Genomic DNA, 24,473 nt, shown 5'->3' on the forward strand with positions numbered 1-24,473 from the left:
GCTCAGCAGCAGGCGAGTCCGCTGGCGGTGCTCAGCGGACCAGGCCGGCGAAGAGCAGGCCGAGGTCCGCGTTGGCGGCGCGGACCAGAGCCTCGGCGGTGTCCAGTGCGGAGCGCGACCGCGCCGCGATGGCCACCCCGACCGAGGGGATCGGGTCGAAGGCGGTGTCGGGCAGCGTCGGCAGCAGCAGGGCGCCGTGGCGCTCGCAGCGGCGGGCGAGCCGCTGCAGGTGGTCGAAGAGGTGCTCCTGGGCCAGCCGCGCGCCCAGCGGGAGCTCGTCCAGGACCCGGACGAGGTGACCGGGGCCGCGGACCCGGTCGAGCCGGGCCTTGATCATGAAGGCGATGGCGGGGCCGGTCAGCCGCAGATTGGTCTCCATCGGGGCGAGCGTGCGGTCCGGGCCGGCGACGAAGTCGATGTCGTACCAGCCCCGGTAGCCCAGCCCGGCCAGCCTGCGCCCGACGTCCAGGCCGAACCGGGTGGCCCGCTCGGCGAGTTCGGGCGGCACCACATCCGGCCCCACGGTCGCACCCTGGTAGCCGGTGCCGGCCACGTGCATCACCGCCACGCCGACCGGATGGACGCCTCCGTCCCGGGCCACCACCGCGTCGAAGGTCAGGTCCCGCAGCTCGGTGGCGCCCGCGACGTAGGGCTCCAGGAGCATGCCGCCGCGGTCGCGGATCAGCGGGTCCAGGGCCGTCAGCGCGTCCAGCAGCGCCCGTGCGCCGCCGGCCGCCGCCACCTGCCCGGGGGTCACCACGGCGGTGCCGAGACCGGCGACGCCGTACTCCGCCTTGAGGACCACGCTCCGGCCGCGGGCCGTCGCCCGGCCGATGGCCCGGGTGAGTGCGCGGGGAGTGTCCAGCCACTGGGCCTGACGCACCGGCACCTGGGGGTGGCCGTCGGCGGCGGTCGCCCGGAAGAGTTCGAGGGCGGCCCGCTTCGACTCGAAGCGCCGGACCAGTGCCCTGACTTCGCTGCCCCCCGGGCCCTCCGGCAGGGCCTCGCCGGGCGACCTGCCCCACGGGACGAACGGCAGCCCGCGCTCGCGCAGCCGCCCGAGCAGCACCGGACGGGCCGTCAGCGCGGGCCAGAACCAGTCCTGCTCGGCGATGCCGCTGTGCACCTCGACCGGGTCCCACTCCAACTGTCGGGTCAGGACGTCGAGCCAGGCCGGTTCGAGGTGCCGGGGGAGGACGACGGCGGCGGGGTGCGGGCTGTAGAACGGCGTGAGCGCGGCGTACCGGTGGCCCTGGCTCGGCCAGTCGAGCAGCACCTGGTGCCCGCCGCGTGCGGTGGTGGTCGGCGCGCTGCCGGGCAGTGGGTCGGCGAAGAAGCCGGGGTCGAGGAACTGGGCGTTGAAGTCGGCCACGTTGCCGAGGTGGACGCACCGTCGGCCGCCGGTCCAGGCCTGCTCCCACCCCGCCGGGTCCACCGCTGGTGTTGCCCCCGGGTCCGCCGGCTCCACCCGATCCGCTCGCTCCGCTCGTGCCACGGGCCGAGCCTAGAGGCCGACCCGATCGCTGGTCCGAGGATCGGAAAATATGAGGGGAATTCATGAACATGTCGTTCGAAGGATGGGGAACGGGCACACCGCTGTGACCATCCCGGACCGGCGATGACCGAGGTTCACCGATTTCAGCAGGGAGCCGGGCTGACGCGCCCTCACCTGCTGTGGTTCAGTTGCCCTCGACATCGAACGTGGAGGGATGACGGGTGGCGAGTTTCGAGGGTGTCTCCTGGATGACGCAGGATCAGGACGACTGGATACCGGAGGTCGACCTGCAGACCGAGCGGGCGCACCCCGCCCGGGTCTACGACTACCTCCTCGGCGGCAAGACCAACTTCGCCGCCGATCGCGCCGCCGGTGACACGATCCTCACCGAGTGGCCCGGCGCCCGCGTCTCCACCCGCGCGGCCCGTGCCGTGATGCACCGGATGACCCGCCGACTGGCCACGGTGCACGGCGTCCGGCAGTTCCTGGACATCGGCACCGGCATCCCCACCGCGCCCAATCTGCACGAGGTCGCCCAGTCCATCGACCCGGCCACCCGGGTCGTCTACGTGGACAACGACCCGATCGTGCTCGCCCACGCGCGCGCCCTGCTCAGCAGCACCCGTGAGGGCCGCACCGCCTACGTCGACTGCGACCTGCGCGACCCCGAGAAGCTGCTCGCCGACCCGGCGCTGCTCGGCGCGACCCTGGACCTGACCCAGCCGGTGGCGCTGACCCTGATCAACATCGTGCACTTCCTCTCCGATGAGGTCGCCCTGCCGCTGGTCGCGCAGCTGCTGGAGGCGCTGCCCGCCGGAAGCTTCCTCGCCCTGACCGCCGGCACCGCGGACTCCATCCCGGAGCGCGCCGAGGTGGCCTCCCGGCGCTACCGGGAGGCGGGCATCGAGAACCACCTGCGCAGCCAGGCGGGCGTGGCGCGCTTCTTCGACGGGCTTGAGCTGGACGATCCCGGCGTGGTGCTGATCAACCGCTGGTACCCGGAGCTGGACGACGGCCCGGCCCTGGCGGACAACCAGGTGATGGCCTACGCGGGGCTCGGCCGCAAGCCGTAGCGCGGGCGGCCGACGGCCCGACCGCCGGCACGTGGCGGCCGGCACCCCGTCGCGCCGCCGGCACCCCGTCGCGCCGCCGGCACCCCGCCGCGCCGCCGGCGCCAGGTCCGCCGCACTGCGCCGATCGACGCGTTCCTCGCCCACCCGGCTCGTGGCGGCGCCCCGCCGCGGGCCCGGGCCGGTACGGTTCGGCGCGGGGCGCGCGCGGTGGCACCGCCGCCCCGGGCGACCGGGCGCCGAGCGCGAGGGGCCGGCGCCCCCGCCCACCGGCACCGCAGCGGAGGCCAGCACCATGTCCGCCGACCAGGACCAGGCAGTCGCCGCAGCCCTGCTTCCGCTGCTCGGCGGAGCCGGCAACATCACCGGCGTCGCCCACTGCATGACCCGGCTGCGCCTGGGCCTGCGGGACGGGGCGCTGGTGGACGAGGCCGCGCTCACCGCGCTGCCGGCCGTGCTGGGGGTGGTCGACGGCGCGACGTACCAGATCGTGCTGGGCCCCGGCGTGGCGCGGGTCGCCCGGGCGTTCGAGGAGCTGCTCGCACGGCAGCGCGCACAGTCACAGGCACCGGCGCAGGCACAGACACCGGCGCCGGCGCAGGGGCTGGTGGGCACCGAGCCTGCGGCGACCGCGGAGGCGACCGCCGTTCACCCCGCGACCGCCGAGCAGCTGGCCGAGCGCGGGGCGGCCCTGCGCGGCGCCGCGCGGCAGCGCAACGCGACACCCGCCAAGGAGGTGCTGCGGCGGATCGCCGACATCTTCGTCCCGCTGATCCCGGCCCTGATCGGGTCGGGCGTCATCGCGGGCGTGGCCGGCCTGTTCACCACCCTGCACTGGCTGCCCGCGCTGGTCCCGGCGCTGAACGCGATCAGCGGCGGCTTCCTGGCTCTCATCGCGGTGTTCGTCGGCTACCACACGGCCAGGGTGTGCGGCGGCACACCGATGCTGGGCGGCGCCGCCGCGGCGGTGATCGTCTTCCCGGGGGTCTCCCACGTCTCGGCGTTCGGCCAGCAGCTGACCGCCGGTCAGGGCGGTGTGCTGGGCGCGCTGGGCGCGGCGGCGCTGGCGAGCCGGGTGGAGCGCGGCTGCCGGCGCCGGGTGCCCGCGGCGCTCGACGTCCTCGTCACACCCACGCTGACCCTGCTGGTCACCGGCCTGGTCACAGTGTTCGGGCTGATGTTCGTGGCCGGGCACGTCGCCGCCGCGGTCGGTACGGCGGCCGGCTGGCTGATGGCCCGCGGCGGCGCGTTCGCCGGGCTGCTGCTCGGCGGACTCTTCCTGCCGCTGGTGATGCTGGGCCTGCACCAGGCGCTGATCCCGATCCACACCACGCTCATCGAGCAGCACGGCTACACCGTCCTGCTGCCGATCCTCGCGATGGCGGGCGCCGGGCAGGTCGGCTGCGCCCTCGCCGTCTACCTGCGGCTGCGCCACAATCCGTCGATCCGGGCCACCATCAGGTCCGCGCTGCCCACCGGGCTGCTGGGCGTCGGCGAGCCGCTGATCTACGGGGTCTCGCTGCCGCTCGGCCGGCCCTTCGTCACCGCCTGTCTCGGCGGGGCGGCCGGCGGTGCCTTCATCGGCCTGTGCAGCATGCTGGGCACCGAGGTCGGTTCGACGGCGATCGGCCCCTCGGGGTGGGCCCTGTTCCCCCTGCTGAAGGGCAACCACGGCCTGGGGAGCACGCTGCTGGTCTACGCCGGCGGGCTGTTCGTCGGCTATCTGGCCGGGTTCCTGGCCACCTACTGCTTCGGCTTCACCAAGGCGATGCTGGCCGAGCTCAACGCCGAAGAGCCGGGCGAGGCCGGCCCGGACGGCGATCCCGTGGCCACCGCGCTGACCGGGAGAACGGGGTGAGGGCGGCCTGCCCGGCAGGCCGCCCTCGGTACCCGGGTCGCTACTGCGGTACGACGTTCTCGGCCTGGGGCCCCTTGGGCCCCTGCACCACGTCGTAGTCGACCTCCATGTTCTCCTCCAGGGAGCGGAATCCCTGGCTCTGGATGGCGGAGAAGTGGACGAACACGTCCGGGCCGCCGTCATCCTGCTCGATGAAGCCGAAGCCCTTCTCGGCGTTGAACCACTTCACCTTGCCAGTTGCCATCTGTTCCGTCCTTCGGCCCACGTCACGGCGCCAGTTCACCGGCACCGACCGGGGTCCGTCGCGGGCCCCGGCCCCTGCACCCTGTCACCCCGGCCGGTGTCCGGTCGGCTGATTCGCCGGTGTCGTCGGGGGATCATCCGGATGGGGTGGCGGGTGCGGTCACAGCTCCGCGAGCTGGGTGAGCCGGATGTTGTTGCCGGAGGGGTCACGGAACCCGCAGTCGCGGCCGTAGGGTCGGTCGGTCGGCTCCTCGTTGAACTCCACGCCCCGGGCGGAGAGTTCCTGGTAGGTGGCGTCGCAGTCGTCCGTGGTGAGGAAGACGGTGCCGGCCGCGCCCTTGGCGGTCAGCTCGCGCACCTGGGACTGGGTCTCGGCATCGAGGACCGGCGGGCCGGGGATGGCCATCAGCACGATGGACACGTCCTCCTGCCCGGCCGGACCGACGGCGAGCCAGCGGAAGTCCCCCATCTCGGGGAGGGTGACATCGGACCGGACCTCCAGGCCCACCTTCTTGGTGTAGAAGGCGAGGGCCTCCTCCTGGTCGTGCACCCAGAGCTGCGCGGTGGCGATCTTGATCATGGTGAGCCTCCTGATATCGGCTGGTTGTCAGTGTGTTGCGCGCACGTGTGGACAGGTCGGCCGCGGTGCGCGGGCCATACCGTCACGCTAGGGCGGGACCCTGCGGGCCGTCTTCTCGAAACGTGCGGTGTTGCGGCCGGCCGTAGGCGCGCTGCACGCAGCCGGGCACGATCGCGTGCGCGGCGGCCGGCGGGAACGCGGCCCGGTAGGCCGCCGGGGTGCGGCCGAACATCCGGGTGAAGCTGGTGGTGAACGACCCCAGGCTGTTGAGCCCGACGTCCAGGCAGACGGTGGCGATCGGCCGGTCGGTGGTGCGCAGCAGCGCGGCCGCGCGCTCCAGCCGCCGGGTCAGCAGGTACACGTGCGGTGACTCCCCGAAGGCACGTCGGAACGCGCGGCTGAAGTGGGCGGGGGACAGCCCGGCGGCCGCCGCGAGCTCGGCGACCGTGAGCGGATCGGCGTACCGCGCGTCGGCGAGGTCCTTGGCGCGCATCAGATGTCGGGCGGGGGGATGTGCGGTCACGGAACCCAGCGTAGGCAGCAGGTGTGACATCGGGCCGCCGCTGGAGGGCTCGGCAGCGCCTCGGGAGAACTCTTTCGCAAGAACCCTTTCGAAAGGGTTCTTGCGAGCCTATGCTCCTCGGTGTGAGCACTCCAGAGCGCGACAGCACCCCGCCGGCCGGTGACGACCCGTACGCCGCGATGCGCAACGAGACGGATCCACGAGCGCTGCGCGCGCTCGCGCACCCGACACGCATCGCGCTGCTGGAGGCACTCGCGGTGGGCGGCCCGCTCACCGCGACCGAGGCGGCGGGGATCGTGGGCGGCACCGTCCCCAACGTCTCGTACCACCTGCGCACGCTGGCGAAGTACGAGTACGTCGTCGAGGCGGGCGGCGGCACCGGGCGGGAACGGCCGTGGAAGCTCGGCGCGGTCAGCCTGCGCATCGACTCCGAGAACCCCGATCTGACCGTCGGTCACGCGGCCCGGGCGCTGGGTGATGTCGTGCTGGACCGCTGGTGGGCCCGGGTGCGCCACTACGACAGCCACCGCGAGCAGTACCCGCAGGCGGTGCGGTCGGTCAGCGGTCAGAGCCAGTTCGTGCTCTTCGCCACCACGGCGGAGGTCGAGCAGGCGCAGCGCGAGATCGCGAGCGTCCTGATGCGGTTCACGGACCGCATCGACGATCCGGCCGCCCGCCCGGAGGGCTCCGTGCCCTTCGAGGTGCTGACGGCCACCCACCCCTTCGAGGTCCTCCTCCCCACCGAACCGGAAAGGTGACCCCGTGTCATGGGCAAGCTCCTCGCGTTACCCCGGATACGCCTGTACTTCCTCGGCAACAGCCTCAGCGAGATGGGTGACTACGCGCTCTGGCTGGCCGCCGGCATCTGGGTCAGGGAGCTGACCGGCTCGACCGCGAAGGCGGGCCTGTGCTTCCTCTGCCTCACCCTGGGCACCCTGCTCTCACCGCTGACCGGCCTGCTCGTCGACCGGGTCCGCCGCAAGCCGCTGATCATGGTCACCAACACGGCCACCGGCCTGCTGGTGCTGGTGCTCACGCAGGTGCACGGCGCGGACCAGGTCTGGCTGGTCTACGGCGTCATGGTCCTCTACGGACTGGCCGGTTCGATCAGCAGCGCGGCGACCTCCGCGCTGCTGCCCGGGCTGGTCCCCGAGGAGCTGGTGGGCTCTGCGAACGGGTTCGCCCAGGCCCTGACGCAGGGCCAGCGCCTGATCACCCCGGCGCTCGGCGTGGGCCTGCTCGAACTGCACGGCGGCGGTGCGGTGGCCGTGCTGGACGCGGCCAGCTTCGCGGCCGGCGTGCTCTGCTGGGCGTTCGTCCGGGTCGAGGAGGAGAAACCGCAGCCGTCCGGCGCGCGGTGGCGCCACGAGGCCGCCGCGGGCTTCGCGTTCCTGGTCCGCCGGCCCGCGCTGCGTCAGCTGACGGTCGCGATGACCGCGGGGGTCTTCGTCATGGGCTTCTTCGAGACGCTCGACATCGCGATCGTCACCACGGGCCTGCACCACTCCCCGGCCTGGACCGGCGTCCTGGCCACGGCGGTCGGCGTCACCGGGATCCTCGGCGGGCTCTGGGCCGGAGCCCTCGCCCGCCGGCTCGGCCCCGGTCGGCTGGCGGCGCTGGGACTCGCGGTCACCGGCGCGTCCGCCCTGGTGCTGGCCGTGCCCGAGGACGCGGTCGTGGTCGGCGGCGCGCTGCTGCTCGGGCTGGGGCTGCCGTTCGCCATCGTCGGCGCCATGACCGCGATCCAACTGAACACCCCGGGCGAGTTGCTGGGCCGGGTGGTCGGCGCCGACAACTTCCTCGTGGTCGGCGGGCAGTCGCTGGGCATCGCCACCGGCGCCGCGCTCGTCTCCGCGCTGTACTACCGGGACCTGTGCTACGTCGCCGCGGGCGTGCTCGCCCTCGCCACCCTCTACCTCGCCACCCGGCCCGAACAGCGGCAGGGATCGGGGGCGACCGAATGCTCGCCCCAACCCGTCCCTTCCGGCTGAGCGGTCGTGACGCGCCGGGCGTCCCCCGGTGGTCCGGTCCGCCGAGCCAACGCCCACGACCTGGCGGTCACCGCGACCGTGGACCAGGCGCGGACGGCGTTCGCCACCTCGGTGCACGGCTACGCCTGGGGAGCGGGGCAGGATCCCGTGTTCCTGCGCCCGGTGACCGGTGTCTCGATGCCGACCGCGCTCGGCCACGACATCAGCACGGTGCTCGGCCTCGACTCCGACAACCCCTACGTACCGGACGCCGCCGGCACGGTGGCGCCGCGGACCACGGTGCCGCAGGCGGCAGCACCCCGTCCCGCAGCACCCCGTCCCGCGGCGTCCCGGACGGCAACGCCCCAGGCCGCTGTGCCGCAGAGTGCCGCCACCGCTCCGGCCACGACGACGTCATCGGCGTCGGCGCGGTGACCGCGGACTTCGCGCGCTTCTTCGCCCGTCACTGACGGTGGCCGCGCGGTGGATCCATCCCGGACCCAGCGCGGCTGCACCACCGCTCCGGCACGGCTCGGCCGGCCGGCCCGGGCCCGGGATCCGACACCTCGGGCACGGGCGCCGACCACCCCGACCCGCACTCCTGCACCCGTCGACAAGCCCCCGGCGGCCTCCGGAAGGAGCGCCTGACGAGGGGCGATGAAAAAAATCTGAAAGTCAGCTGCGACCTGAACCGCCCCTTGGGCCGTTTGAAGGAGGGAGCGAGGAACGCCGGAGCAAGGGATGTGGCATGAAGGCGATACGCATAGGACTGGCCGTGGGCAGCGTGCTGCTCCTGGTGACGGCCTGTGATGGCGGCAGTCACGCGGCCGGCGCGGGCAGCTCGGACCGGGCGGCGGCCCCGGGCAGCCCGCCCGCCTCGCCGTCCGCACCGGCCGCCCCGCCGTCGCCGAAGACCTCGGCGGCCGTGCTGGACGTCGAGCCGAAGGACGGCGCGCAGGGGGTGGCGCCGGACGCGCTGAAGATAGCCGTGGCGAACGGCAAGCTGACCCAGGTCGCGGTGACCGACAAGGACGGCAAGGCGGTGGCCGGGACGATGGCCGCCGACGGGACCAACTGGGTCCCGGCGGCCGGTCTTTCGGTCTCCTCGCAGTACCGGGTCAGCGCTCGGGCCGTGGACGCCCAGGGCGTGGTGGCCGGCGCCGACAGCACGTTCACCACGCTGACCCCGGCCAGGACCAGCCGGTCCGGCGACAACATCGACACCGGTCGGACCTACGGCGTCGGCATGATCATCAAGGTCGACTTCCAGCGCGCCGTGACGAACAAGGCGGCGGTGGCGAACGGCATCACCGTCGAGGCGTCCGACGGCACCCAGGTCAAGGGCCACTGGTTCGACGACGACAACTGGCTGGAGCTGCGCCCGGAGGACTTCTGGAAGCCGGGCACCACGGTGAAGGTGCACGTCCGGCTCTCCAACGTGGAGGTGGCGCCCGGCGTGTACGGCGGTCGCGACCGTGACGAGCAGTTCACCATCGGGCGCTCACAGATCAGCACCGTCGACGCTGCGGCGCACACCATGGACGTCCAGCGCGACGGCCAGGAGCTGCGCCGGATCCCGATCACCGCCGGCTCGGACGACCACGCCTCCTGGAACGGCACCATGGTGATCAGTGCCAAGGAAGGCACGGTGGAGATGAACTCCGCCACCGTGCCGGGCCTCAAGGCGGGGGACTACGACCTGGTGGTCCCGCACTCGATGCGGTTGACCGACTCGGGCACCTACGTGCACGGCAACTACTGGTCCGCGGGCGCCTACGGGCACTCCAACAACAGCCACGGCTGCGTCGGCCTGGAGGACGTCAAGGGCGGCAGCGACACCTCGGTGGCAGGCACGTTCTACGCGGACTCGCTGGTCGGCGACGTGGTCAAGGTCGTCAACTCCAAGGGCGGCCAGGTGGCGCCGGACAACGGCCTGAGCGGCTGGAACATGCCGTGGAGCACCTGGTGACGGTCGCCGGGCTGCTTGCGGGCAGTCCGACACCTCCCTCGTATCCCTCGCACCAGGAGCGGAACCCGGCCACGGGACCGACCGTGCGGACGATCAGCCGTGCCGAACACCGGGCCTTCGTGGCCGGCCGCCGCTCCGCCAGCCCCATGCAACTGCCCTCCTGGGGCGAGCTGAAGTCGCAGTGGCGCAGCGAGTCGATCGGCTGGATCGACGAGAGCGGTGCGGTGGTGGGCGCCGGGCTGGTGCTCTACCGCCAACTGCCTCTGCTGAAGCGGTACCTGGCCTACCTGCCGGAGGGTCCGGTGATCGACTGGTTCGATCCGGAGCTGGACCGGCGCTGGCTGCGCCCGATGCTGGCGCACCTGAAGGCGCAGGGTGCCTTCTCGGTGAAGATGGGCCCGCAGGTGGCGCTGCGGCGCTGGGAGGCGGCGACCGTCAAGGACGCGATCGCGGGCGGAACGGCCCGACGTTTGCGGGACGTCGAGGCCGACTGGCACGAGCCGCAGTGCTTCGAGCTGGTGGACGGGCTGCGCCGGGCCGGCTGGCTGCGGAGCGAGGACGGCGGCGCCGGCTTCGGCGACGTGCAGCCGCGCTACGTCTTCCAGGTGCCGCTGGCGGGAAGGTCGTTGGACGACATCCAGCGCGGCTTCAACCAGCTGTGGCGGCGCAACATCAAGAAGGCCGAGAAGAGCGGCGTCGAGGTGGTCCAGGGCGGCTACGAGGACCTCGCGGTCTTCCACCGGCTCTACGAGGTCACCGCCGAACGCGACCGCTTCACCCCGCGCCCGCTGGCCTACTTCCAGCGGATGTGGACGGCGTTGACCGCCGAGGACCCCAACCGGATGCGGCTGTACATCGCCTACCTGGACGGCGAACCGCTGGCCGCCACCACGATGCTCGCCGTTGGCGAGCACGTCTGGTACTCCTACGGCGCCTCGGCCGACCACAGGCGCGAGGTCAAGCCCTCCAACGCGATCCAGTGGCGGATGATGCGCGACGCGTACGCGCTGGGCGCGAGCGTGTACGACCTGCGCGGCATCAGCGACACCCTGGTGCCCGGTGACCACCTCGCCGGCCTGCTCCGGTTCAAGGTCGGCACGGGCGGCCAGGCCGTCGAACACCTTGGCGAGTGGGACTTCCCGCTCAACAGGCTGCTGCACGAGGCGCTCGGCCGCTACCTGAAACGCCGCCGATGAGCCGCTGAGCCCGGCGGACCCGCTGAGCCTGCCGTACCCCCTGAACCCCTGAATCCCGCGGACCGGCGCCCGCCGTGGCGTCGGCCCGGCGATCCGTCGTGCCCGCACGCAGGCCGGTCGCCCGGACCGTCCGTACCTACGAATCACCCTGGGAGAGCCCGATGCCCCTTTCGCTCTACCTGGACACCGACCGCTGGCGGGCCCATCAGCGCGCGGTGCTCGCCGAGTTCCCCACCCTGGTCCCGGTCGCCAAGGGCAACGGCTACGGCCTGGGCAACCGCCTGCTCGCCGAGGAGGCCGCCAGGCTGGGGGTGCCGCTGCTGGCGGTGGGCACGCCGGCCGAGGCGGCCGAGGCGGTCTGCTGGTACGACGGCGAGGTGCTGGTGCTCACCCCGTACCGGCCGGGGGAGGAGCCGGTACCGCTGCTGCGGCAGGTGATCCGCACGGTCGCCGGTCTGGAGGCGGTGCGGGCGCTGGCCGGCGGCAAGGTGGTGGTGGAGTGCATGACCAGCATGAGCCGCCACGGCATCGCCGGCACCGACCTCGCCCAACTCGCCGGCCTCGCCGCGAGCGTCTGCCTGGAAGGCTTCGCGCTGCACCTGCCGTTGGACCGGCCCGACCGCTCCGACCCGGTCGAGGAGGTGAGTGGCTGGGTCCGGGCGGTGGCCGCCGCCGGGCTGCCCACCCACACCTTCCACCTCAGCCACGTGAGCGCCGCCGAGCTCGCCAGGCTGGCCGAACGCCACCCGGACACGCGCTTCCACTGCCGGATCGGCACCCGGCTGTGGCTGGGCGACGAGGGCGGCATGGCGGCCCGCGCCACCGTGCTGGACACCGTTCCCGTCGCCAAGGGCGCCCGGTACGGCTACCGCCAGCACAAGGCACCCGCCGACGGCCACCTGCTGGTGGTCTCCGGCGGCACCGCGCACGGCATCGGGCTGGAGGCGCCCAGGTACGTGCGCGGGCTGATGCCCCGGATCAAGGGCCTCGTCCGCGCGGGCCTGGCCACCGTGAACCGCACCCTGTCGCCCTATCACTGGCAGGGCCGTCAACTCTGGTTCGCCGAACCGCCGCACATGCAGGTCAGCATCGTCTTCCTGCCCGCCGCCCGGGTGACCGGCACCGCCAGGCCCCCGGCGATCGGCGACGAACTGCCGCTGCGGATCCGCTCCACCACCACGCATTTCGACCGGGTGGCCCGAATCGGCGCGGGTGGTCCGGTGCGCGGGCGCGTGCCGTATTCCGCTCCGGAGCGGATCGAAATTCATTCCACTCCACAGTGGAGCGAAATTCGGAATTTCCCTGTCGGGCAGCCGGGGAAAAATTAGCCGCGATTCTGTGGACGACCACGAAACCTGACGGTAACTTACCTGCCAGTAGTAGCTGCGTCAGGCAGCCCCCCCACGCACGCCCCCGCACCTCCCACGCGCCCCCCACCCGTTGTTCTTCCGCGCCCCCAGGAGAAACCGTGCCGAGCCCTGCCCGAAAGCTTGCCGCCACCCTCTGCGGCGGCCTCGCCCTGGCCACTTCGCTGGTCGCGGCCACCGCGCCCTCGGCCAGTGCCACCACCGCGCCGCGCACCGGAGCGAGCTACAACTCCTATGTCGCACTCGGCGACTCCTATGCGGCAGGAGCCGGAGTCCTCGACCAGTCGGCCGGGCTCTGCCTTCGTTCGGACCACAACTACGGTCATCTGGTGGCCGCCGCGCTGAATGTCGGCTCGTACACGGATGTCACCTGTGCCGCCGCCAAGGTGAAGGACATCACCGGCGCCCAGACGGACCTGGGCATCAAGGTCAACGACCCGCAGATCAACGCCATCTCCGCCAAGACCCAACTGGTCACCCTCGGCATCGGCGGCAACGAGCTCGGCACCTCCGACCTCGGGATCGGGGACGTGATCGCCACCTGCATCGCGGGTGCCGTGGTCAACCCGCTCGGCACGCCCTGCCACGACGTCTACGCCCACGGCCACTGGGCGTTCAACTGGGGCACGTTCAGCTGGAGCTGGCAGTACGGTGACGACACGCTGGTGGACCGGATCAACAGTGCCGCGCCCGCGCTCGCCACGGCCCTCCAGCAGATCCACGCCAAGGCCCCCGGCGCCAAGGTGATGCTGGTCGGCTACCCGTCCGTCCTGCCCGCGGACGCCGCGAGCTGCGCGGGCCGCCAGCCCGTCACCGTAGGCGACGTCGCCTACCTGCGCGGGATCCTCGACCAGCTGAACGGCATGCTGGCGAGCACGGCGGCGGCCAACGGCGCCACCTTCGTGGACACCGCCACGCCCACCGCGGGCCACGACGTCTGCTCCGACGACCGCTGGATCGAGGGCGCGCTGCCCGGCTCGCCGGCCGTCCCGTTCCACCCCAACGCCACCGGCGAGCAGGTGATGGCCGGCGCGGTCCTCGCGGCGCTGAAGTAGCTGGAGCAACGGCGCACACGACGCGACGCCGTCCGCTCCGGCCCTGACTGCGGTCGTCACGGCGCCCCGTCGCTCCGGCCGTCACGAGAATTCTCGTGGCGGCCGGAGCTGTTTCCCGGTGGCACCGGCCTTGTTCCGATAGCCTCGCGTCCACGAGGGAGGGACACCCATGGCCGACAACGACACCACCGTCCTGCTCAAGGCTGCCGATGCCGAGTTGACCGTCGATCCGCACAACGGCTGCCGGATCACCGGGCTGCGCGTCGGTGGCGTCGAACTGCTGCGGCAGGGCGCCAGGTTCGGCTGCTTCCCGATGGTGCCGTGGTGCGGGCGCACCGAACTCGGCCGGTTCCGCAACGGCGGTGAGCTCGTGCAGCTGCCCGTCAACGCGGCACCGCACGCCATCCACGGCACCGGCCGCGACACCGCCTGGCGCACCGCCCGCGCCGACGAGAACTCCGCCGCCTTCTTCTACGACCTCGCCGAGCCCTGGCCCTACCCCGGCCGCGTCACCCAGGTCGTCGAACTCGCCGAGGACCGGCTCACCTTGACGATGGGCGTCGAGACCTACCAGGACAGCTTCCCCGCGCAGGCGGGCTGGCACCCCTGGTTCCTGCGCGACCTCGGCACCGGCGGCCCGCTCCAGCTGGCCTTCGACCCCGCCTGGCAGGAGGAGCGCGGCGAGGACCACCTGCCGACCGGCCGGCGGATCGAGCCGCTGCCCAGCCCCTGGGACGACTGCTTCGGCATGCCCGACGGCGTGGACGTCACCCTCACCTGGCCCGGCGCCCTGGAGCTGAAGGTCACCAGCCACGCGGAGTGGGTGGTCGTCTACGACGAACAGGCCGAGGCCATCGCCGTCGAGCCGCAGAGCGGCCCGCCGAACGGCCTCAACACCCTCCCGCGCCTGGTCACCCCCATCGACCCGCTGGAGATCTCCACCACCTGGACGTGGCGGACCCTCGGCTAGGCCGTGTCTCACCATTCGCGTCGGATCAGCGCGCGGCTCCCCCAGCCTTCGGCCGGGAGGCACCCCCACCACCCAGCCTGGCGGCTGGGTGGCGCCCGGCTGGGCGTGCCGGCGAAGCGTCCTCGTACTGGGTCGTACGTGGATGATTCGCCGGTGCGTCCAGGCGGGCAGCGACATCAGCAGCTGACGCTGCGGGCCGGCGTCGCGCGCCTGGTGGGAATGGTGAGACACGGCCTACGGCCTGTCCGGCCGTCGGACCCACGGTAGTCTCGGGGCTCGGATCCCGGGGGGTTGCATGAGTGTCAAGGACGGCTACCTGGCCGCCGCGAGTCTGGCAGTGGAACTGCTGGCGAGCACCGAAGTTGACGCAGCGTGGGAGCAACCCAGCGCGCTCGCCAGGATGACGGTCGGCAGCCTGGCCGGCCATCTCGCGTACCAGATCTTCAGCGTCGACACCTCGTTGGCGGAGCCCGAGCCGCAGCAGGAGCCCATCCCGCTGCTGGAGCACTACGCGCGCGCCGCCTGGATCGACGCGCCGCTCGACGGCGAGGCCAACACCGGAATCCGGGCGAAGGGCGCGGACATCGCGGCCGAGGGCGCCCGCGCGCTGGCCGAGCGGGCCCGCGGCTCCCTCACCGGGCAGCGGGCGCTGCTCGCCGGGCGTTCCGGCGAGCAGGCCGTCTTCCTGTCGCCGACCGGGTGGTCGCTGCGGCTGGACGACTTCCTCACCACACGGCTGCTGGAGCTGGCCGTCCACCTCGACGACCTCGCCGTCAGCGTGGGAACCGCCGCACCTCAACTCCCCGACGCCGCCTTCGACCCCGTCCTGACCCTGCTGGCCCGCCTCGCCGCCCGCCGCCACGGCCAGCCCGCCCTGCTCCGAGCCCTGGCCCGCGCCGAACGCGCACCCGCGGCGGTCAACGCCCTGTGAGCGGCCGCGAGCAGATCCGCGGTGTGCCGACGCCGGAGCAGCTCGCGGGCGTCGCCCGCGCGGCCCTGGGTGCCCGCCGCCGCCTCGTCGGCGTGGCACGGCTGCGCGGCGGCACCAAGAAGGGCGTGTACCGGCTGACCTTCGACGACGACTCGACCGCGATCCTCTACAGCTGGCACGAGGCCGAGAACTACTGGCCCACCGCGCCCGCCGACGCCGCCCAGGACCACGCCGACCCTTTCTCGGCCGCCTCGGGGCTCGACCTCTTCCAGGCAGCCCACCGGCGCCTGGCGGCCCTGGGGATCCGCACGCCCCGCCTCCACTGGGCCGACCGCAGCGGAGCCCACTACCCGGCGGACCTCGCGGTGGTCGAGGACGTGCCCGGCGAGAACCTGGAGACGCTGCTGGACCGCGATCCTCGCCGGGCAGCCGCCACGCTGGAGCAACTAGCCGCGCTGCTCGACGTGTTGAGGAGTTCGACCGCGCCGCACTTCGGCAAGGTCGCGCTGATCGACGGCGGCGGTCACTCCCGCGGGGAGTCGTGCGAGGGGATCGTCCTCGATCGGGCGCTCGACGACCTCGCCGAAGCCGCCTCGCGCGATCCACGCCTCGCGGATGCCCGCGCCCGGCTGGAGGAGAGGCTTCGCATCCTGGCCGCCCGGGTGCGCCCGCGCGCGGAGTACGCCCTCGTCCACGGTGAACTCGGCCCGGACCACGTGCTGGTGGACCGGTTCGGGCAGCCGGTCCTGATCGACATCGAGGGCCTGATGTTCTTCGACGCCGAATGGGAGCACGCCTTCCTGCGGATCCGCTTCGGCTCCCACCACCAGCGGCTCGACCCCGGCGGCCTGGACGAACAGCGCCTGGAGTGCTACCTGTTGGCGATGCGCCTGTCCCTGGTCGCCGGTCCGCTGCGGCTGCTGGACGGCGACTTCCCCGACCGCGACTTCATGCGGGGGATCGCGGAGCACAACCTGCAGCAGGCGCTGGCGTTCCTGCGGGACGGGTGAGGGCCGGTCACCGCGCCGGTGGCTCGGGGAGCCAGTCGTTCCTCGGGTCGTACTCCAGCCAACGGTGCTGCGCCGCCTGCGCGGTGCAGGCCGCGACGAGGCCGGCCAGGCCGGGGTGCCCGCCGCCGGCGGGCCAGAGCAGCGACCAGGCGTACAGCGGGGTGGGGTCGACCAGCGGGACGGTGCGAAGGCCCGGGACCTGCGGCAGGGACAGGTCGGCGGGCAGCAGCGAGAAGCGGTGCGGCTCTTCGGCGACCTCGGCGAGGAAATGGGGGAGGCCCAGGTTGACGCTCGCGCTCCGGTGCCGGATGCCGAAGCGCTCGGCGAACTGGTGCAGGAAGTCGAGCCGCTCCAGCGGGCCGGGTGCCCACAGCAGACTGTCGCGCAACTGCTCGGGCCGCAGGGCCGGTTCGGTCGCGAGCCGATGGTCCGCGCTCAGCACGGCGTCCACCGGTTCGAGGCGGACCAGCCGGTGCGTGAGCGCGGCGGGCAGCGGCGGGTGGACCCGGCCGAAGGCCGCGTCGATGTCGCCGTGCAGCAGCGCGGTCGTCACCGACGGCAGATCGCGCCCGTGTCCCAGCACCAGCTCACCGGCCCGGCCGGCGACCTGGGCCAGCGTCCGCATCGGCGCGTAGAGGTGCCCCCAGACGTCCACGTGCAGCGGGCGGTCCGGCCCCACCACCGCCGCGACCGCGGCATCGGCGGCGGCCAGGGTCTGCCGGGCCGGCGGCAGGAACCGCGCCCCGGCCTCGGTGAGGCGCACCCCGGTGGCGCCGCGTTCGAGCAGCCTGGTGCCGAGCAGGGACTCCAGCCGCGCGACCCGCTTGGACAGCGCCTGCTGGCTGATGCCGAGGGCCGCGGCGGCCCGGCCGAAGTGCAGCTCCTCGGCGGTGCGCACGAAGGCACGTACCTGCGCCACGTCGAGATCCATGGCGCCCACCTTAGGTGACAACCAGGGGTTGTCGGATTCCCCCGGTTGTTGTTGGACCCCGGGTCGGCCCGAGCGGTTGCATCATCGGCATGCAGAGACTGATTCCCACGGGCCAGCAGGCGCGTCCGGTCGCCTTCGCCGAGGCCCCCCAACCCGTCCCGGGGCCCGGTGAGGCCCTGGTCAAGGTCGAGGCGTTCGCGCCGAACCGCGGCGAGACCTTCCTCCTCGAACGCCCCCGGCCGGGGGTGCTTCCCGGCAAGGACATCGCGGGGCTCGTCGTGCAGGCCGCAGCGGACGGCACGGGCCCCGGCATCGGCACCCGCGTGGTCGGGCATCCGGCCCAGGGCGGCTGGGCCGAGTACGCCGCGGTGCCCACGCACTCGCTCGCGGCGCTCCCGGACGGCATCGACAGCGTACGGGCGGCGGCCCTGCCGCTGGCCGGAATCACCGCCCTGCGGCTGCTGCGCACGGCCGGCTCACCGGCCGGTCGGAGGGTGCTGCTGACCGGAGCTTCGGGAGGCGTCGGGCACTACGTCACCGAACTGGCCGTCGGGGCCGGCGCCGAACTGACCGCGGTGACGGCCACACCGGAGCGTGGCGAGCGGCTCGCGGAGCTGGGCGCCACGGTCGTGCACGACGTCGCGGCGGCGCAGGGGCCGTTCGACATCGTGCTGGAGTCCACGGGCGGGCCGGATCTGCCGGTCGCCCTCTCCAAGGTCCGCCCGGGCGGCCTGCTCGTCTGGTTCGGCCAGGCGAGCCGCACCCCGGTGACCCTCGACTTCTTCCAACTCCTGGGCGGGCCCGAGCGCGTGAGGATCCAGCACTTCCACTATGCCGGTGCGCCGTACGACGCCGACCTCAAGTCCCTGGTGAGCCTGGTGGACCAGGGCCGACTGCACCCGGAGATCGGCCGGACCGCCGACTGGGCGCAGACCGCCGACACGCTGGTCGACCTGCGCGAGCGCCGCATCCGCGGCAAGGCCGTGCTGCTGACGGGAGGAGCACGATGAGCGCCCGGGATCTCGCCGCCGAGTTCGCCGCCGCGCTGTGGACGCGCGCCACCGGTGTGGGCGTCGACCCGCACGAGTACCGGCGCGTCACCGACGGCCTCGGCTCCGTCGCCGACTGCGGACCGGCCTTCGCGCGCACGGGACACGCCTACCTCCAGCGCGCACAGGAGGCGGGATCGTCCCGCTCGGCGGGGGAGTACCGGCTGACGGCGGCCCGCTGGTTCCATCTCGCCACCCTGGCACCGTCCTGGGCGGCGAGCGAGGCCGCCGCCCAGGCGGACCGCGCCCTGGGGGAGGCGCTCGCCCTGCTGGAGCCCGGTGCGCGGCGGGTGAGCGGGGAGGGGTTCACCGGCTGGCTGCGCGGCCCGGCCGATGCGCCCGGGACGGTGGTCGTCGTCCCCGGGCTGGACTCGGCCAAGGAGGAGTTCCTCGATCTGGCGTCCGCGCTGCTGGACCGGGGGCTGGCCGTGTTCGCGATGGACGGCCCCGGGCAGGGCGTGCTCGCGGCCACCACGACCCTGCAGCCGGCGTACGAGCAGGTGGTCGGCCGGGTCGTCGATGCCCTGGGGGTCGCGCGCATCGGGCTCGTCGGCCTCAGCCTGGGCGGCTACTTCGCCGCCCGGACCGCGGCGTTGGAGCCGCGGGTGGCGACGGTCGCGACCGTCAGCGGGCCCTTCCGGCTCGACTGGGACGAACTGCCTGTTCCGGTAAGGGAGATCATGGCCACGCGGGCCGGCGGGGCGGCTGCGGCCCGGGAGTTCGCCCGCCAGGTCGACCTGGCCGCGCTGGCACCGCGCATCGCGGCTCCGCTGCTGGTCGTCGACGGGGCGCAGGACGTCATTCCCGGCGTGACGAACGGCGAGCCGCTGGCCCGTCTGGCGCCGCACGGCAGCTACCTGTCCGTCCCGCACGGCGATCACCTGCTCGGCAACGCGCGGCCCGACTGGCTGCCCCGGGTGGCGGACCGGATGGCGCAGGCGCTGACGGGGGCCGGCGGCTGAACCGCCGCACCGTCACGGCCGGTTCCGCGCGGCGGGCATCGAGCGCGCGCGGAAGGTGCGGCGGTAGGTGTCCGGCGGCACGCCGACCGTGCGGTTGAAGTGCCGGCGCAGCGTGGTGGCGGTGCCCATGCCGGTGGCCGTCGCGACGGCCTCGATGCTGTCGTCGGTGGTCTCCAGCAACTCCTGGGCGTGGCGGATCCGTTGGACCAGCAGCCACTGCAGCGGGGTGGTGCCGGTCACCGTCCTGAAGTGCCGGCCCAGGTTGCGCGAGCTCATGTTGGCACGGCGGGCCAGGTCCTGGACGGTGAGCGGCTGGTCCAGTCGTTCGACGGCCCAGGGCAGCAGGTCGGCCAGGGGGTGGTTGTCGGGGGCGGGCACGGGGGTGGTCACGAACTGGGCCTGGCCGCCGTCACGGTGCGGGGGCACGACCAGGCGGCGGGCGAGGGTGTTGGCGACCGAGGAGCCGTGGTCCAGGCGCACCAGGTGCAGGCACAGGTCCATCGCGGCGGCCTTGCCGGCGGAGGTGAGCACGCTGCCGTTGTCCACGTAGAGCACGTCCGGGTCCACCGTCACCCGGGGATGGCGGGCGGCCAGGGCCCGGGTGTGCGCCCAGTGGGTGGTGGCGCTCCGCCCGTCCAGCAGCCCGGCGGCGGCCAGCACGAACGCGCCCGTGCAGAGCGAGGCCACCCGGGCGCCCGCGCGATGGGCCGTGCGCACCGCGTCGACCAGGTCGGCGGGTGGATCCTGGTCGACGTCGGCCCAGCCCGGGACGATCACGGTGTCCGCGTCCGCGAGCCCGTCGAGCCCGCGGTCGGGCTCCAGCCGGAACCGGCCGGCCCGCACGGCGCCCGGCCCGCAGAGGGAGAGGCGGTACCAGGGGTCCGCCAGGCCGATCGGGTTGGCGCCGAAGACCTCGCAGGCCAGGGCCAGCTCGAAGTGCAGCATTCCGTCGGTGACGGCCAGTGCGACAGTTCCCATGTCCGGAATTGTACGAGCGATGGCGTTCCGGACACTCGTCCCGGGGTGCGCACAACCGCCAGGATGTCCGTGACAGAGCGCAGAGATCATTCGAGCACGGGGGACAACCCATGGGATCAGCACACACGGTGACGGTGTTCGGCGCGTACGGGCACACCGGACGCTTCGTGGTGGCGGAGCTGCTGGAGCGCGGCTTCGTCCCCGTCCTGACCGGCCGCGACGCCGACCGACTGCACGCGCTGGCACGCGAGTTCGGACTCGACGGCCCGGCCTCGGTCCGCCCCGCGTCGGTCGACGACCCGGACTCGCTCGACCGCGCCCTGGCCGGCGCGGCGGCCGTCGTCAACTGCGCCGGGCCGTTCGCCACCACGGCCGCCCCGGTGATCGAGGCGGCGCTGCGCGCCCGGGTCCCGTACCTGGATGTGGCGGCCGAGATCGAGGCCAACGCCGACACCTTCGCGCAGTTCGCCGACCGTGCCCGCGCCGCGGGTGTGCTGGTCGTCCCGGCGATGGCCTTCTACGGCGGCCTCGGCGACCTGCTGGTCACCGCCGCGATGGGCGACTGGACGGCGGCCGACGAGGCGCACGTCGCGTACGGGCTGAGCGGCTGGCAGCCCACCGCGGGGACCCGGACAGCGGGCGCGGTCTCCCGGGAGCGACGGGGCGGCGGGCGCGTCGTGTACGCCAACGGGCGGCTGGAGCGCCGCCATGACGACCCGCCGGCCCTGGAGTGGGCCTTCCCCGCCCCGATGGGACCGCGGGCCGTCATCGGGGAGTTCACCATGGCCGACGTGGTGACCGTCCCGAGCCACCTGGCCATCCCCGAGGTGCGCACCTACATGACCACCGAGGCGGCGCGGGACATCGCGGACCCGGACACCCCGGCGCCGACCGCGGTCGACGCGCACGGGCGGTCCGACCAGACCTTCCTCGTCGACGTCGTCGTGCACAGCGGCGGGGAGCGACGGCGCGCGGTCGCCAGGGGGCAGGACATCTACGCCGTCACGGCCCCCTTGGTGGTGGAGGCCGTGGACCGGGTCCTCTCCGGGCGGACGATGACGACGGGCGTCGCCTCCGCCGGCGAGGTCTTCGACGCGCGGGACTTCCTCCGTGCGCTGTCACCGCACATCACCGTGGAGCTCGGGGTGGCTCCCGCCTGAGGTCGGGCGCGCTCTGAGAGCGGGCACGCTCAGGCACGCTTTGAGGTCGGGCACGCTCGGGCGGGTCGTGTGGGTCGGGCGGGTCGGGCACGGTCAGGCGGAGGGCGCTTCGATCCCGAGGGCGTGGCGGAAGACGTCGCACGGGTCCCAGCGGGCCTTGACCTGCTGCAGGCGCGGGTAGTTGTCCTTGTAGTAGAGGGCGTGCCAGGGGGTCCCGGAGGTGTTCCACGCGGGGTCGGCGAGGTCCACGTCGGGGTAGTTGATGTAGGAGCCGTCGCTGACCTCGCCGGGGACGGGGACGCCCCCGGTGTCGCGGTACACGTCGCGGTACAGCTCGCGGACCCAGGCCAGGTTGCCGGCGTCGTCCGACTCGTCGGCCCAGGTGGCGTGGTAGACGGCCTTCATGATCGAGTCGCGCTGGGCGACGGCGGTGGCCTGCGGCGCGACGGTGTTGACCTGGCCGCCGTAGCCGACCAGGAGCATGCCGCTGGTCGTGCCGCCGGTGCTGTTCGTCAGGTGGCGGTAGATGGTGGAGAGCTGGTCGTCGGTCAGGCGGCGGCGCAGGTAGCCGGCCTTCTCCTTGTAGCGGCGGGTGATCATGTCGCCGGGTTCGCCGTTGCCGGGCCAGGTCATGGGGTGCAGCCAGGGCATGGTGCGCCGGCCGTTGAGGACTTCGGTGACGTCCGTGTCGGCGGTCAGAGCGGTCACGAAGTCGGTGACGAGGGCGTCGGCACCCGGGATGCCCGCGTCGATCTGCACGACCAGCTGGAAGCTGCCGGCGCTGCAGTGCGCGGGTTCGAGGACGGCGTACAGGCCCGCCGCGGGGGAGCCGGGTGTGCTGTTGTCCTCGTGCCAGGTCCCGAAATTGCGCAGGATGGTGGTAAATGCCTGTTCATTCATTTTCGCGTCCCAGGCCCAGACGACCAGGCACTCCAGCAGCTCGCCCGGCGCGGGCGGCAGCAGCTTCGTCGGGTCGGTGGTGGCGCCGGTGACGGTGTTGCTGCCGTTGCCGTTGCCGTTGCCGCTGCCGCTGCCGCTGCCGGTGGCGTCGGGCGAGCGCAGCCAGTAGCGGGTGACGACGCCGAAGTTGCCGCCACCGCCACCGGCGTGTGCCCACCACAGGTCGTGGTTCGGGTCGTCGGAGTCGCGGGTGGCGACCACCGCGCGGGCGCTGCCGTCCTGGTCGACGACCACCACCTCCACGGCGTGCAGATGGTCCACCACCGAGCCGTACCGGCGGGACAGCGGCCCGTACCCGCCGCCGACCAGGTGCCCGCCGGCGCCCACTTCCGGGCAGCCGCCCGCCGGGATCGTCACGCCCCAGCCCTTGAACAGGGTCCGGTACACGTGCCCGAGCGTCGCCCCCGGCTGCACCGCGAAGGCGCCCATCACGGGGTCGAAGCCGACGGCGTCCATCGGGGAGAGGTCCAGCAGGATCCGCACCGCGGGATCGGCGGTGAAGTTCTCGAAGCAGTGGCCGCCGCTGCGCACCGCGATCCGCCGCCCGGAGCGGACAGCGTCGCCCACCGCCTGCACCACCTGCTCGGTGGAGCCGACCACGCGGATCTCCTCCGGCTGCCCGACGAATCGCCAGTTGTCGCCGCGCAGCAGGCTGTCGTACCGGGTGTCGCCCGGCCGCACCGTCACCGGCCCGAACGGTGTCGCCTGCGGCGCGCCGCCACGGTCGGCCGTGGCGGCTCCGGTGCCCGTACCCGGACTCCCACTCGCTGTCCCCGCCGCCTCGGCGGTGCCCCCGGCCAGCCCCACCACCGCGCCGCCGACCGCCACCGCACCGGCGCGGGTGAGCAGTTGGCGGCGTCCCAGCCGCTCGTCCGTCGATCGGTCCATCACGTTCTCCCGTCCGCCCGTGGCAAGGCCCCGTGTCCTCGCCCGCCCGCGAACGCTACACGCGCACTGCTGCCTAATCACCGTGCCGCGCCCGATGATTGATGATCCATCAATTCCGTGACCGCCCCGGCCGGATGCTGCCCTCGCGCGACCCTCCCCCCCCGAGCGGCCGGGCTCCCGCGGGCCGGGCTATCCTGGCCATCCATGGATGATCTTCACCCCCTGCCCACCACCCCCCTCACGGTCGCGGCCGGCCAGGCCGCCTGCGTCGCGCTGGACATCCCCGCGAACGTCGCCGCAGCCGCCGACCTGGTCCGTCGCGCCGCCGACCGGGGAGCCGAGCTGCTGGTCCTGCCGGAGCTCTTCCTCACCGGCTACGAGCCCGCGGGCATCGCGGCCGATCCCGACCGCCACACCCTGAACGCGGCCGACCCCCGGCTGGACCCCCTCGCCGCGGCCTGCGCCGAGACGCGCACCGCGGTGGTGGCCGGAGCCCCGACCCGCGACCCCGACACCGGGCGGCTGCACATCTCCGCCCTGGTCCTCGACCGCGAGGGCCGCTTCGCCGTCCAGTACGACAAGCAGCACTCCACCCCGAGCGAGCGCGCCGCCGGCTTCAGCTCCGGCACCCACGGCTGCACCCTCACCCTCGACGGCTGGCGCCTGGGCCTGGGCATCTGCTGGGACTCCGGCTTCCCCGAACACGCCCGCGCCGCCGCACTCGACGGCTGCCACGCCTACCTGGTCGGCGCCATGTTCGGCCTCGGCGCCGGCATCCACCAGCGCGCCGTCGTCTTCCCGGCCCGCGCCCTGGACAACACCAGCTACACCCTGCTCGCCAACCACTGCGCCCCCAGCGGCCCCTTCCACGGCTGCGGCGGCAGCGCCGTCTGGAACCCCGACGGCACCCTCCTCACCGACGCGGGCCCCGCCGACCCCGCCATCGCCGTCGCCCGCCTCGACCCCCACCCCCTCGCCGCCGCCCGCACCGCCGAGCCCGTCCTGCTAGACCCGTCCCTCACCACCCCACCCGGCCCCCGCCGCACGGCCCCGTTGACCTGAGCCTCCCTCTCACGACGCCTACCCCCTGACACCTGCGCGCCTGAGGGCAGTCCGCCACCACGGCGACATCACCCGTGGGGGTTCATGTCCGAGGGGGGACTTGCACCATTCGCCAACCCGGAGTGGGCCTGCGTGGTGCTGGATCTGGATGGTCTGTGAGCTCCAGCGGCAAGTGGATCGCCTTCCGCTGTCGCAACCGGGCCGACCGACACGGCATGGGTTGGCCTCGTCCGGCTGCACGACCTC

At 73.5% G+C, this 24,473-nt stretch carries 22 protein-coding genes and 1 pseudogene; 16 read left to right on the forward strand and 7 right to left on the reverse strand.

Annotation, left to right across the window (positions count from 1 at the left end; translation table 11 throughout):
• Positions 1-31 precede the first annotated feature (31 nt).
• The gene (locus OG294_RS36510; RefSeq protein ID WP_327070860.1) at positions 32-1,495 is read right to left on the reverse strand and encodes a hypothetical protein; all 1,464 of its coding nucleotides are present in this window, start codon (positions 1,493-1,495) and stop codon (positions 32-34) included.
• Between the two features lie 248 nt (positions 1,496-1,743).
• Here OG294_RS36510 and OG294_RS36515 point away from each other — a divergent pair, with 248 nt between their 5' ends.
• On the forward strand, positions 1,744-2,568 hold the full coding sequence (locus tag OG294_RS36515) for an SAM-dependent methyltransferase (protein WP_327070861.1): 825 nt from the start codon (positions 1,744-1,746) through the stop codon (positions 2,566-2,568).
• Between the two features lie 292 nt (positions 2,569-2,860).
• Positions 2,861-4,423 (forward strand): PTS transporter subunit EIIC, encoded by a 1,563-nt coding sequence (locus OG294_RS36520; protein WP_327070862.1) that lies wholly within the window; start codon positions 2,861-2,863, stop codon positions 4,421-4,423.
• A gap of 40 nt (positions 4,424-4,463) precedes the next feature.
• On the opposite strand, the gene OG294_RS36525 is transcribed toward OG294_RS36520, so the two are convergent.
• From OG294_RS36525 to OG294_RS36535, 3 genes are all read right to left on the reverse strand, one after another.
• Entirely contained in the window at positions 4,464-4,667 is a 204-nt protein-coding gene (locus tag OG294_RS36525) for a cold-shock protein (protein ID WP_327070863.1), read from the reverse strand.
• Positions 4,668-4,826: 159 nt separating this feature from the next.
• Positions 4,827-5,246 carry a VOC family protein gene (locus OG294_RS36530; RefSeq protein ID WP_327070864.1) on the reverse strand — a complete coding sequence of 140 codons (420 nt, stop codon included), beginning with the start codon at positions 5,244-5,246 and terminating at the stop codon, positions 4,827-4,829.
• An 82-nt stretch (positions 5,247-5,328) separates the two neighbouring features.
• On the reverse strand, positions 5,329-5,769 hold the full coding sequence (locus OG294_RS36535) for a helix-turn-helix transcriptional regulator (RefSeq protein WP_327070865.1): 441 nt from the start codon (positions 5,767-5,769) through the stop codon (positions 5,329-5,331).
• 122 nt (positions 5,770-5,891) lie between these two features.
• Between OG294_RS36535 and OG294_RS36540 the strand changes: the two genes are divergently transcribed.
• From OG294_RS36540 to OG294_RS36585, 10 genes and pseudogenes are all read left to right on the forward strand, one after another.
• On the forward strand, positions 5,892-6,527 hold the full coding sequence (locus OG294_RS36540) for a winged helix-turn-helix domain-containing protein (protein ID WP_327070866.1): 636 nt from the start codon (positions 5,892-5,894) through the stop codon (positions 6,525-6,527).
• Positions 6,528-6,536: 9 nt separating this feature from the next.
• Positions 6,537-7,760 (forward strand): MFS transporter, encoded by a 1,224-nt coding sequence (locus OG294_RS36545; protein ID WP_327070867.1) that lies wholly within the window; start codon positions 6,537-6,539, stop codon positions 7,758-7,760.
• 6 nt (positions 7,761-7,766) lie between these two features.
• Positions 7,767-8,174, forward strand: coding sequence for a protease pro-enzyme activation domain-containing protein (locus tag OG294_RS36550; RefSeq protein WP_327070868.1), 408 nt, complete (start codon positions 7,767-7,769; stop codon positions 8,172-8,174).
• Positions 8,175-8,487: 313 nt separating this feature from the next.
• Positions 8,488-9,708 carry a L,D-transpeptidase gene (locus OG294_RS36555; RefSeq protein ID WP_327070869.1) on the forward strand — a complete coding sequence of 407 codons (1,221 nt, stop codon included), beginning with the start codon at positions 8,488-8,490 and terminating at the stop codon, positions 9,706-9,708.
• A gap of 83 nt (positions 9,709-9,791) precedes the next feature.
• Positions 9,792-10,904: a lipid II:glycine glycyltransferase FemX gene (locus OG294_RS36560; RefSeq protein ID WP_327070870.1), complete on the forward strand. Its 1,113-nt coding sequence runs from the start codon at positions 9,792-9,794 to the stop codon at positions 10,902-10,904.
• Positions 10,905-11,065: 161 nt separating this feature from the next.
• Positions 11,066-12,100, forward strand: a pseudogene (locus OG294_RS36565) (alanine racemase); the annotation flags it as partial.
• A 272-nt stretch (positions 12,101-12,372) separates the two neighbouring features.
• Positions 12,373-13,326, forward strand: a complete 954-nt coding sequence (locus tag OG294_RS36570; protein WP_327070871.1) for an SGNH/GDSL hydrolase family protein — start codon at positions 12,373-12,375, stop codon at positions 13,324-13,326.
• 169 nt (positions 13,327-13,495) lie between these two features.
• The gene (locus OG294_RS36575) at positions 13,496-14,296 is read left to right on the forward strand and encodes an aldose epimerase family protein (RefSeq protein WP_327070872.1); all 801 of its coding nucleotides are present in this window, start codon (positions 13,496-13,498) and stop codon (positions 14,294-14,296) included.
• 295 nt (positions 14,297-14,591) lie between these two features.
• A complete protein-coding gene (locus tag OG294_RS36580; protein WP_327070873.1) occupies positions 14,592-15,227 on the forward strand; it encodes a maleylpyruvate isomerase N-terminal domain-containing protein in 636 nt (211 codons plus the stop codon).
• The gene (locus tag OG294_RS36585; RefSeq protein WP_327070874.1) at positions 15,224-16,237 is read left to right on the forward strand and encodes a phosphotransferase family protein; all 1,014 of its coding nucleotides are present in this window, start codon (positions 15,224-15,226) and stop codon (positions 16,235-16,237) included. Before OG294_RS36580 ends, OG294_RS36585 begins: the two co-directional genes overlap by 4 nt.
• A gap of 7 nt (positions 16,238-16,244) precedes the next feature.
• On the opposite strand, the gene OG294_RS36590 is transcribed toward OG294_RS36585, so the two are convergent.
• Positions 16,245-17,168 carry a LysR family transcriptional regulator gene (locus OG294_RS36590; RefSeq protein ID WP_327070875.1) on the reverse strand — a complete coding sequence of 308 codons (924 nt, stop codon included), beginning with the start codon at positions 17,166-17,168 and terminating at the stop codon, positions 16,245-16,247.
• Between the two features lie 89 nt (positions 17,169-17,257).
• Here OG294_RS36590 and OG294_RS36595 point away from each other — a divergent pair, with 89 nt between their 5' ends.
• Both OG294_RS36595 and OG294_RS36600 read left to right on the forward strand, forming a co-directional pair.
• Complete coding sequence (locus tag OG294_RS36595) at positions 17,258-18,178, forward strand: zinc-binding dehydrogenase (RefSeq protein WP_327070876.1); 921 nt, start codon at positions 17,258-17,260, stop codon at positions 18,176-18,178.
• On the forward strand, positions 18,175-19,179 hold the full coding sequence (locus tag OG294_RS36600) for an alpha/beta hydrolase family protein (RefSeq protein ID WP_327070877.1): 1,005 nt from the start codon (positions 18,175-18,177) through the stop codon (positions 19,177-19,179). The genes OG294_RS36595 and OG294_RS36600 overlap by 4 nt, the downstream gene beginning before the upstream one ends.
• A gap of 12 nt (positions 19,180-19,191) precedes the next feature.
• Here OG294_RS36600 and OG294_RS36605 read toward each other — a convergent pair whose 3' ends face one another.
• Entirely contained in the window at positions 19,192-20,157 is a 966-nt protein-coding gene (locus tag OG294_RS36605) for a helix-turn-helix domain-containing protein (protein ID WP_327070878.1), read from the reverse strand.
• Positions 20,158-20,267: 110 nt separating this feature from the next.
• On the opposite strand from OG294_RS36605, the gene OG294_RS36610 reads away from it, so the two are divergent.
• Entirely contained in the window at positions 20,268-21,317 is a 1,050-nt protein-coding gene (locus OG294_RS36610; protein ID WP_327070879.1) for a saccharopine dehydrogenase family protein, read from the forward strand.
• 93 nt (positions 21,318-21,410) lie between these two features.
• Here the strand turns inward: OG294_RS36610 and OG294_RS36615 are convergent, their stop codons facing one another.
• Positions 21,411-23,165 carry an FAD-dependent oxidoreductase gene (locus OG294_RS36615; RefSeq protein ID WP_327070880.1) on the reverse strand — a complete coding sequence of 585 codons (1,755 nt, stop codon included), beginning with the start codon at positions 23,163-23,165 and terminating at the stop codon, positions 21,411-21,413.
• A 204-nt stretch (positions 23,166-23,369) separates the two neighbouring features.
• On the opposite strand from OG294_RS36615, the gene OG294_RS36620 reads away from it, so the two are divergent.
• Entirely contained in the window at positions 23,370-24,227 is an 858-nt protein-coding gene (locus OG294_RS36620) for a carbon-nitrogen hydrolase family protein (RefSeq protein ID WP_327070881.1), read from the forward strand.
• Positions 24,228-24,473: the final 246 nt, after the last annotated feature.

It is taken from the genome of Kitasatospora sp. NBC_01302 (assembly GCF_035976515.1).
Lineage (GTDB): Bacteria > Actinomycetota > Actinomycetes > Streptomycetales > Streptomycetaceae > Kitasatospora.

What these genes read in the sequence shown, in the direction of transcription:
- OG294_RS36515 (WP_327070861.1), top strand. Translation starts at nt 1,744, where the DNA reads ATGACGCAGGATCAGGACGACTGGATACCGGAGGTCGACCTGCAGACC.
- OG294_RS36520 (WP_327070862.1), top strand. Translation starts at nt 2,861, where the DNA reads ATGTCCGCCGACCAGGACCAGGCAGTCGCCGCAGCCCTGCTTCCGCTG.
- OG294_RS36525 (WP_327070863.1), bottom strand. Translation starts at nt 4,667, where the DNA reads ATGGCAACTGGCAAGGTGAAGTGGTTCAACGCCGAGAAGGGCTTCGGC.
- OG294_RS36530 (WP_327070864.1), bottom strand. Translation starts at nt 5,246, where the DNA reads ATGATCAAGATCGCCACCGCGCAGCTCTGGGTGCACGACCAGGAGGAG.
- OG294_RS36545 (WP_327070867.1), top strand. Translation starts at nt 6,537, where the DNA reads ATGGGCAAGCTCCTCGCGTTACCCCGGATACGCCTGTACTTCCTCGGC.
- OG294_RS36555 (WP_327070869.1), top strand. Translation starts at nt 8,488, where the DNA reads ATGAAGGCGATACGCATAGGACTGGCCGTGGGCAGCGTGCTGCTCCTG.
- OG294_RS36575 (WP_327070872.1), top strand. Translation starts at nt 13,496, where the DNA reads ATGGCCGACAACGACACCACCGTCCTGCTCAAGGCTGCCGATGCCGAG.
- OG294_RS36580 (WP_327070873.1), top strand. Translation starts at nt 14,592, where the DNA reads ATGAGTGTCAAGGACGGCTACCTGGCCGCCGCGAGTCTGGCAGTGGAA.
- OG294_RS36590 (WP_327070875.1), bottom strand. Translation starts at nt 17,168, where the DNA reads ATGGATCTCGACGTGGCGCAGGTACGTGCCTTCGTGCGCACCGCCGAG.
- OG294_RS36595 (WP_327070876.1), top strand. Translation starts at nt 17,258, where the DNA reads ATGCAGAGACTGATTCCCACGGGCCAGCAGGCGCGTCCGGTCGCCTTC.
- OG294_RS36600 (WP_327070877.1), top strand. Translation starts at nt 18,175, where the DNA reads ATGAGCGCCCGGGATCTCGCCGCCGAGTTCGCCGCCGCGCTGTGGACG.
- OG294_RS36605 (WP_327070878.1), bottom strand. Translation starts at nt 20,157, where the DNA reads ATGGGAACTGTCGCACTGGCCGTCACCGACGGAATGCTGCACTTCGAG.
- OG294_RS36610 (WP_327070879.1), top strand. Translation starts at nt 20,268, where the DNA reads ATGGGATCAGCACACACGGTGACGGTGTTCGGCGCGTACGGGCACACC.
- OG294_RS36615 (WP_327070880.1), bottom strand. Translation starts at nt 23,165, where the DNA reads ATGGACCGATCGACGGACGAGCGGCTGGGACGCCGCCAACTGCTCACC.
- OG294_RS36620 (WP_327070881.1), top strand. Translation starts at nt 23,370, where the DNA reads ATGGATGATCTTCACCCCCTGCCCACCACCCCCCTCACGGTCGCGGCC.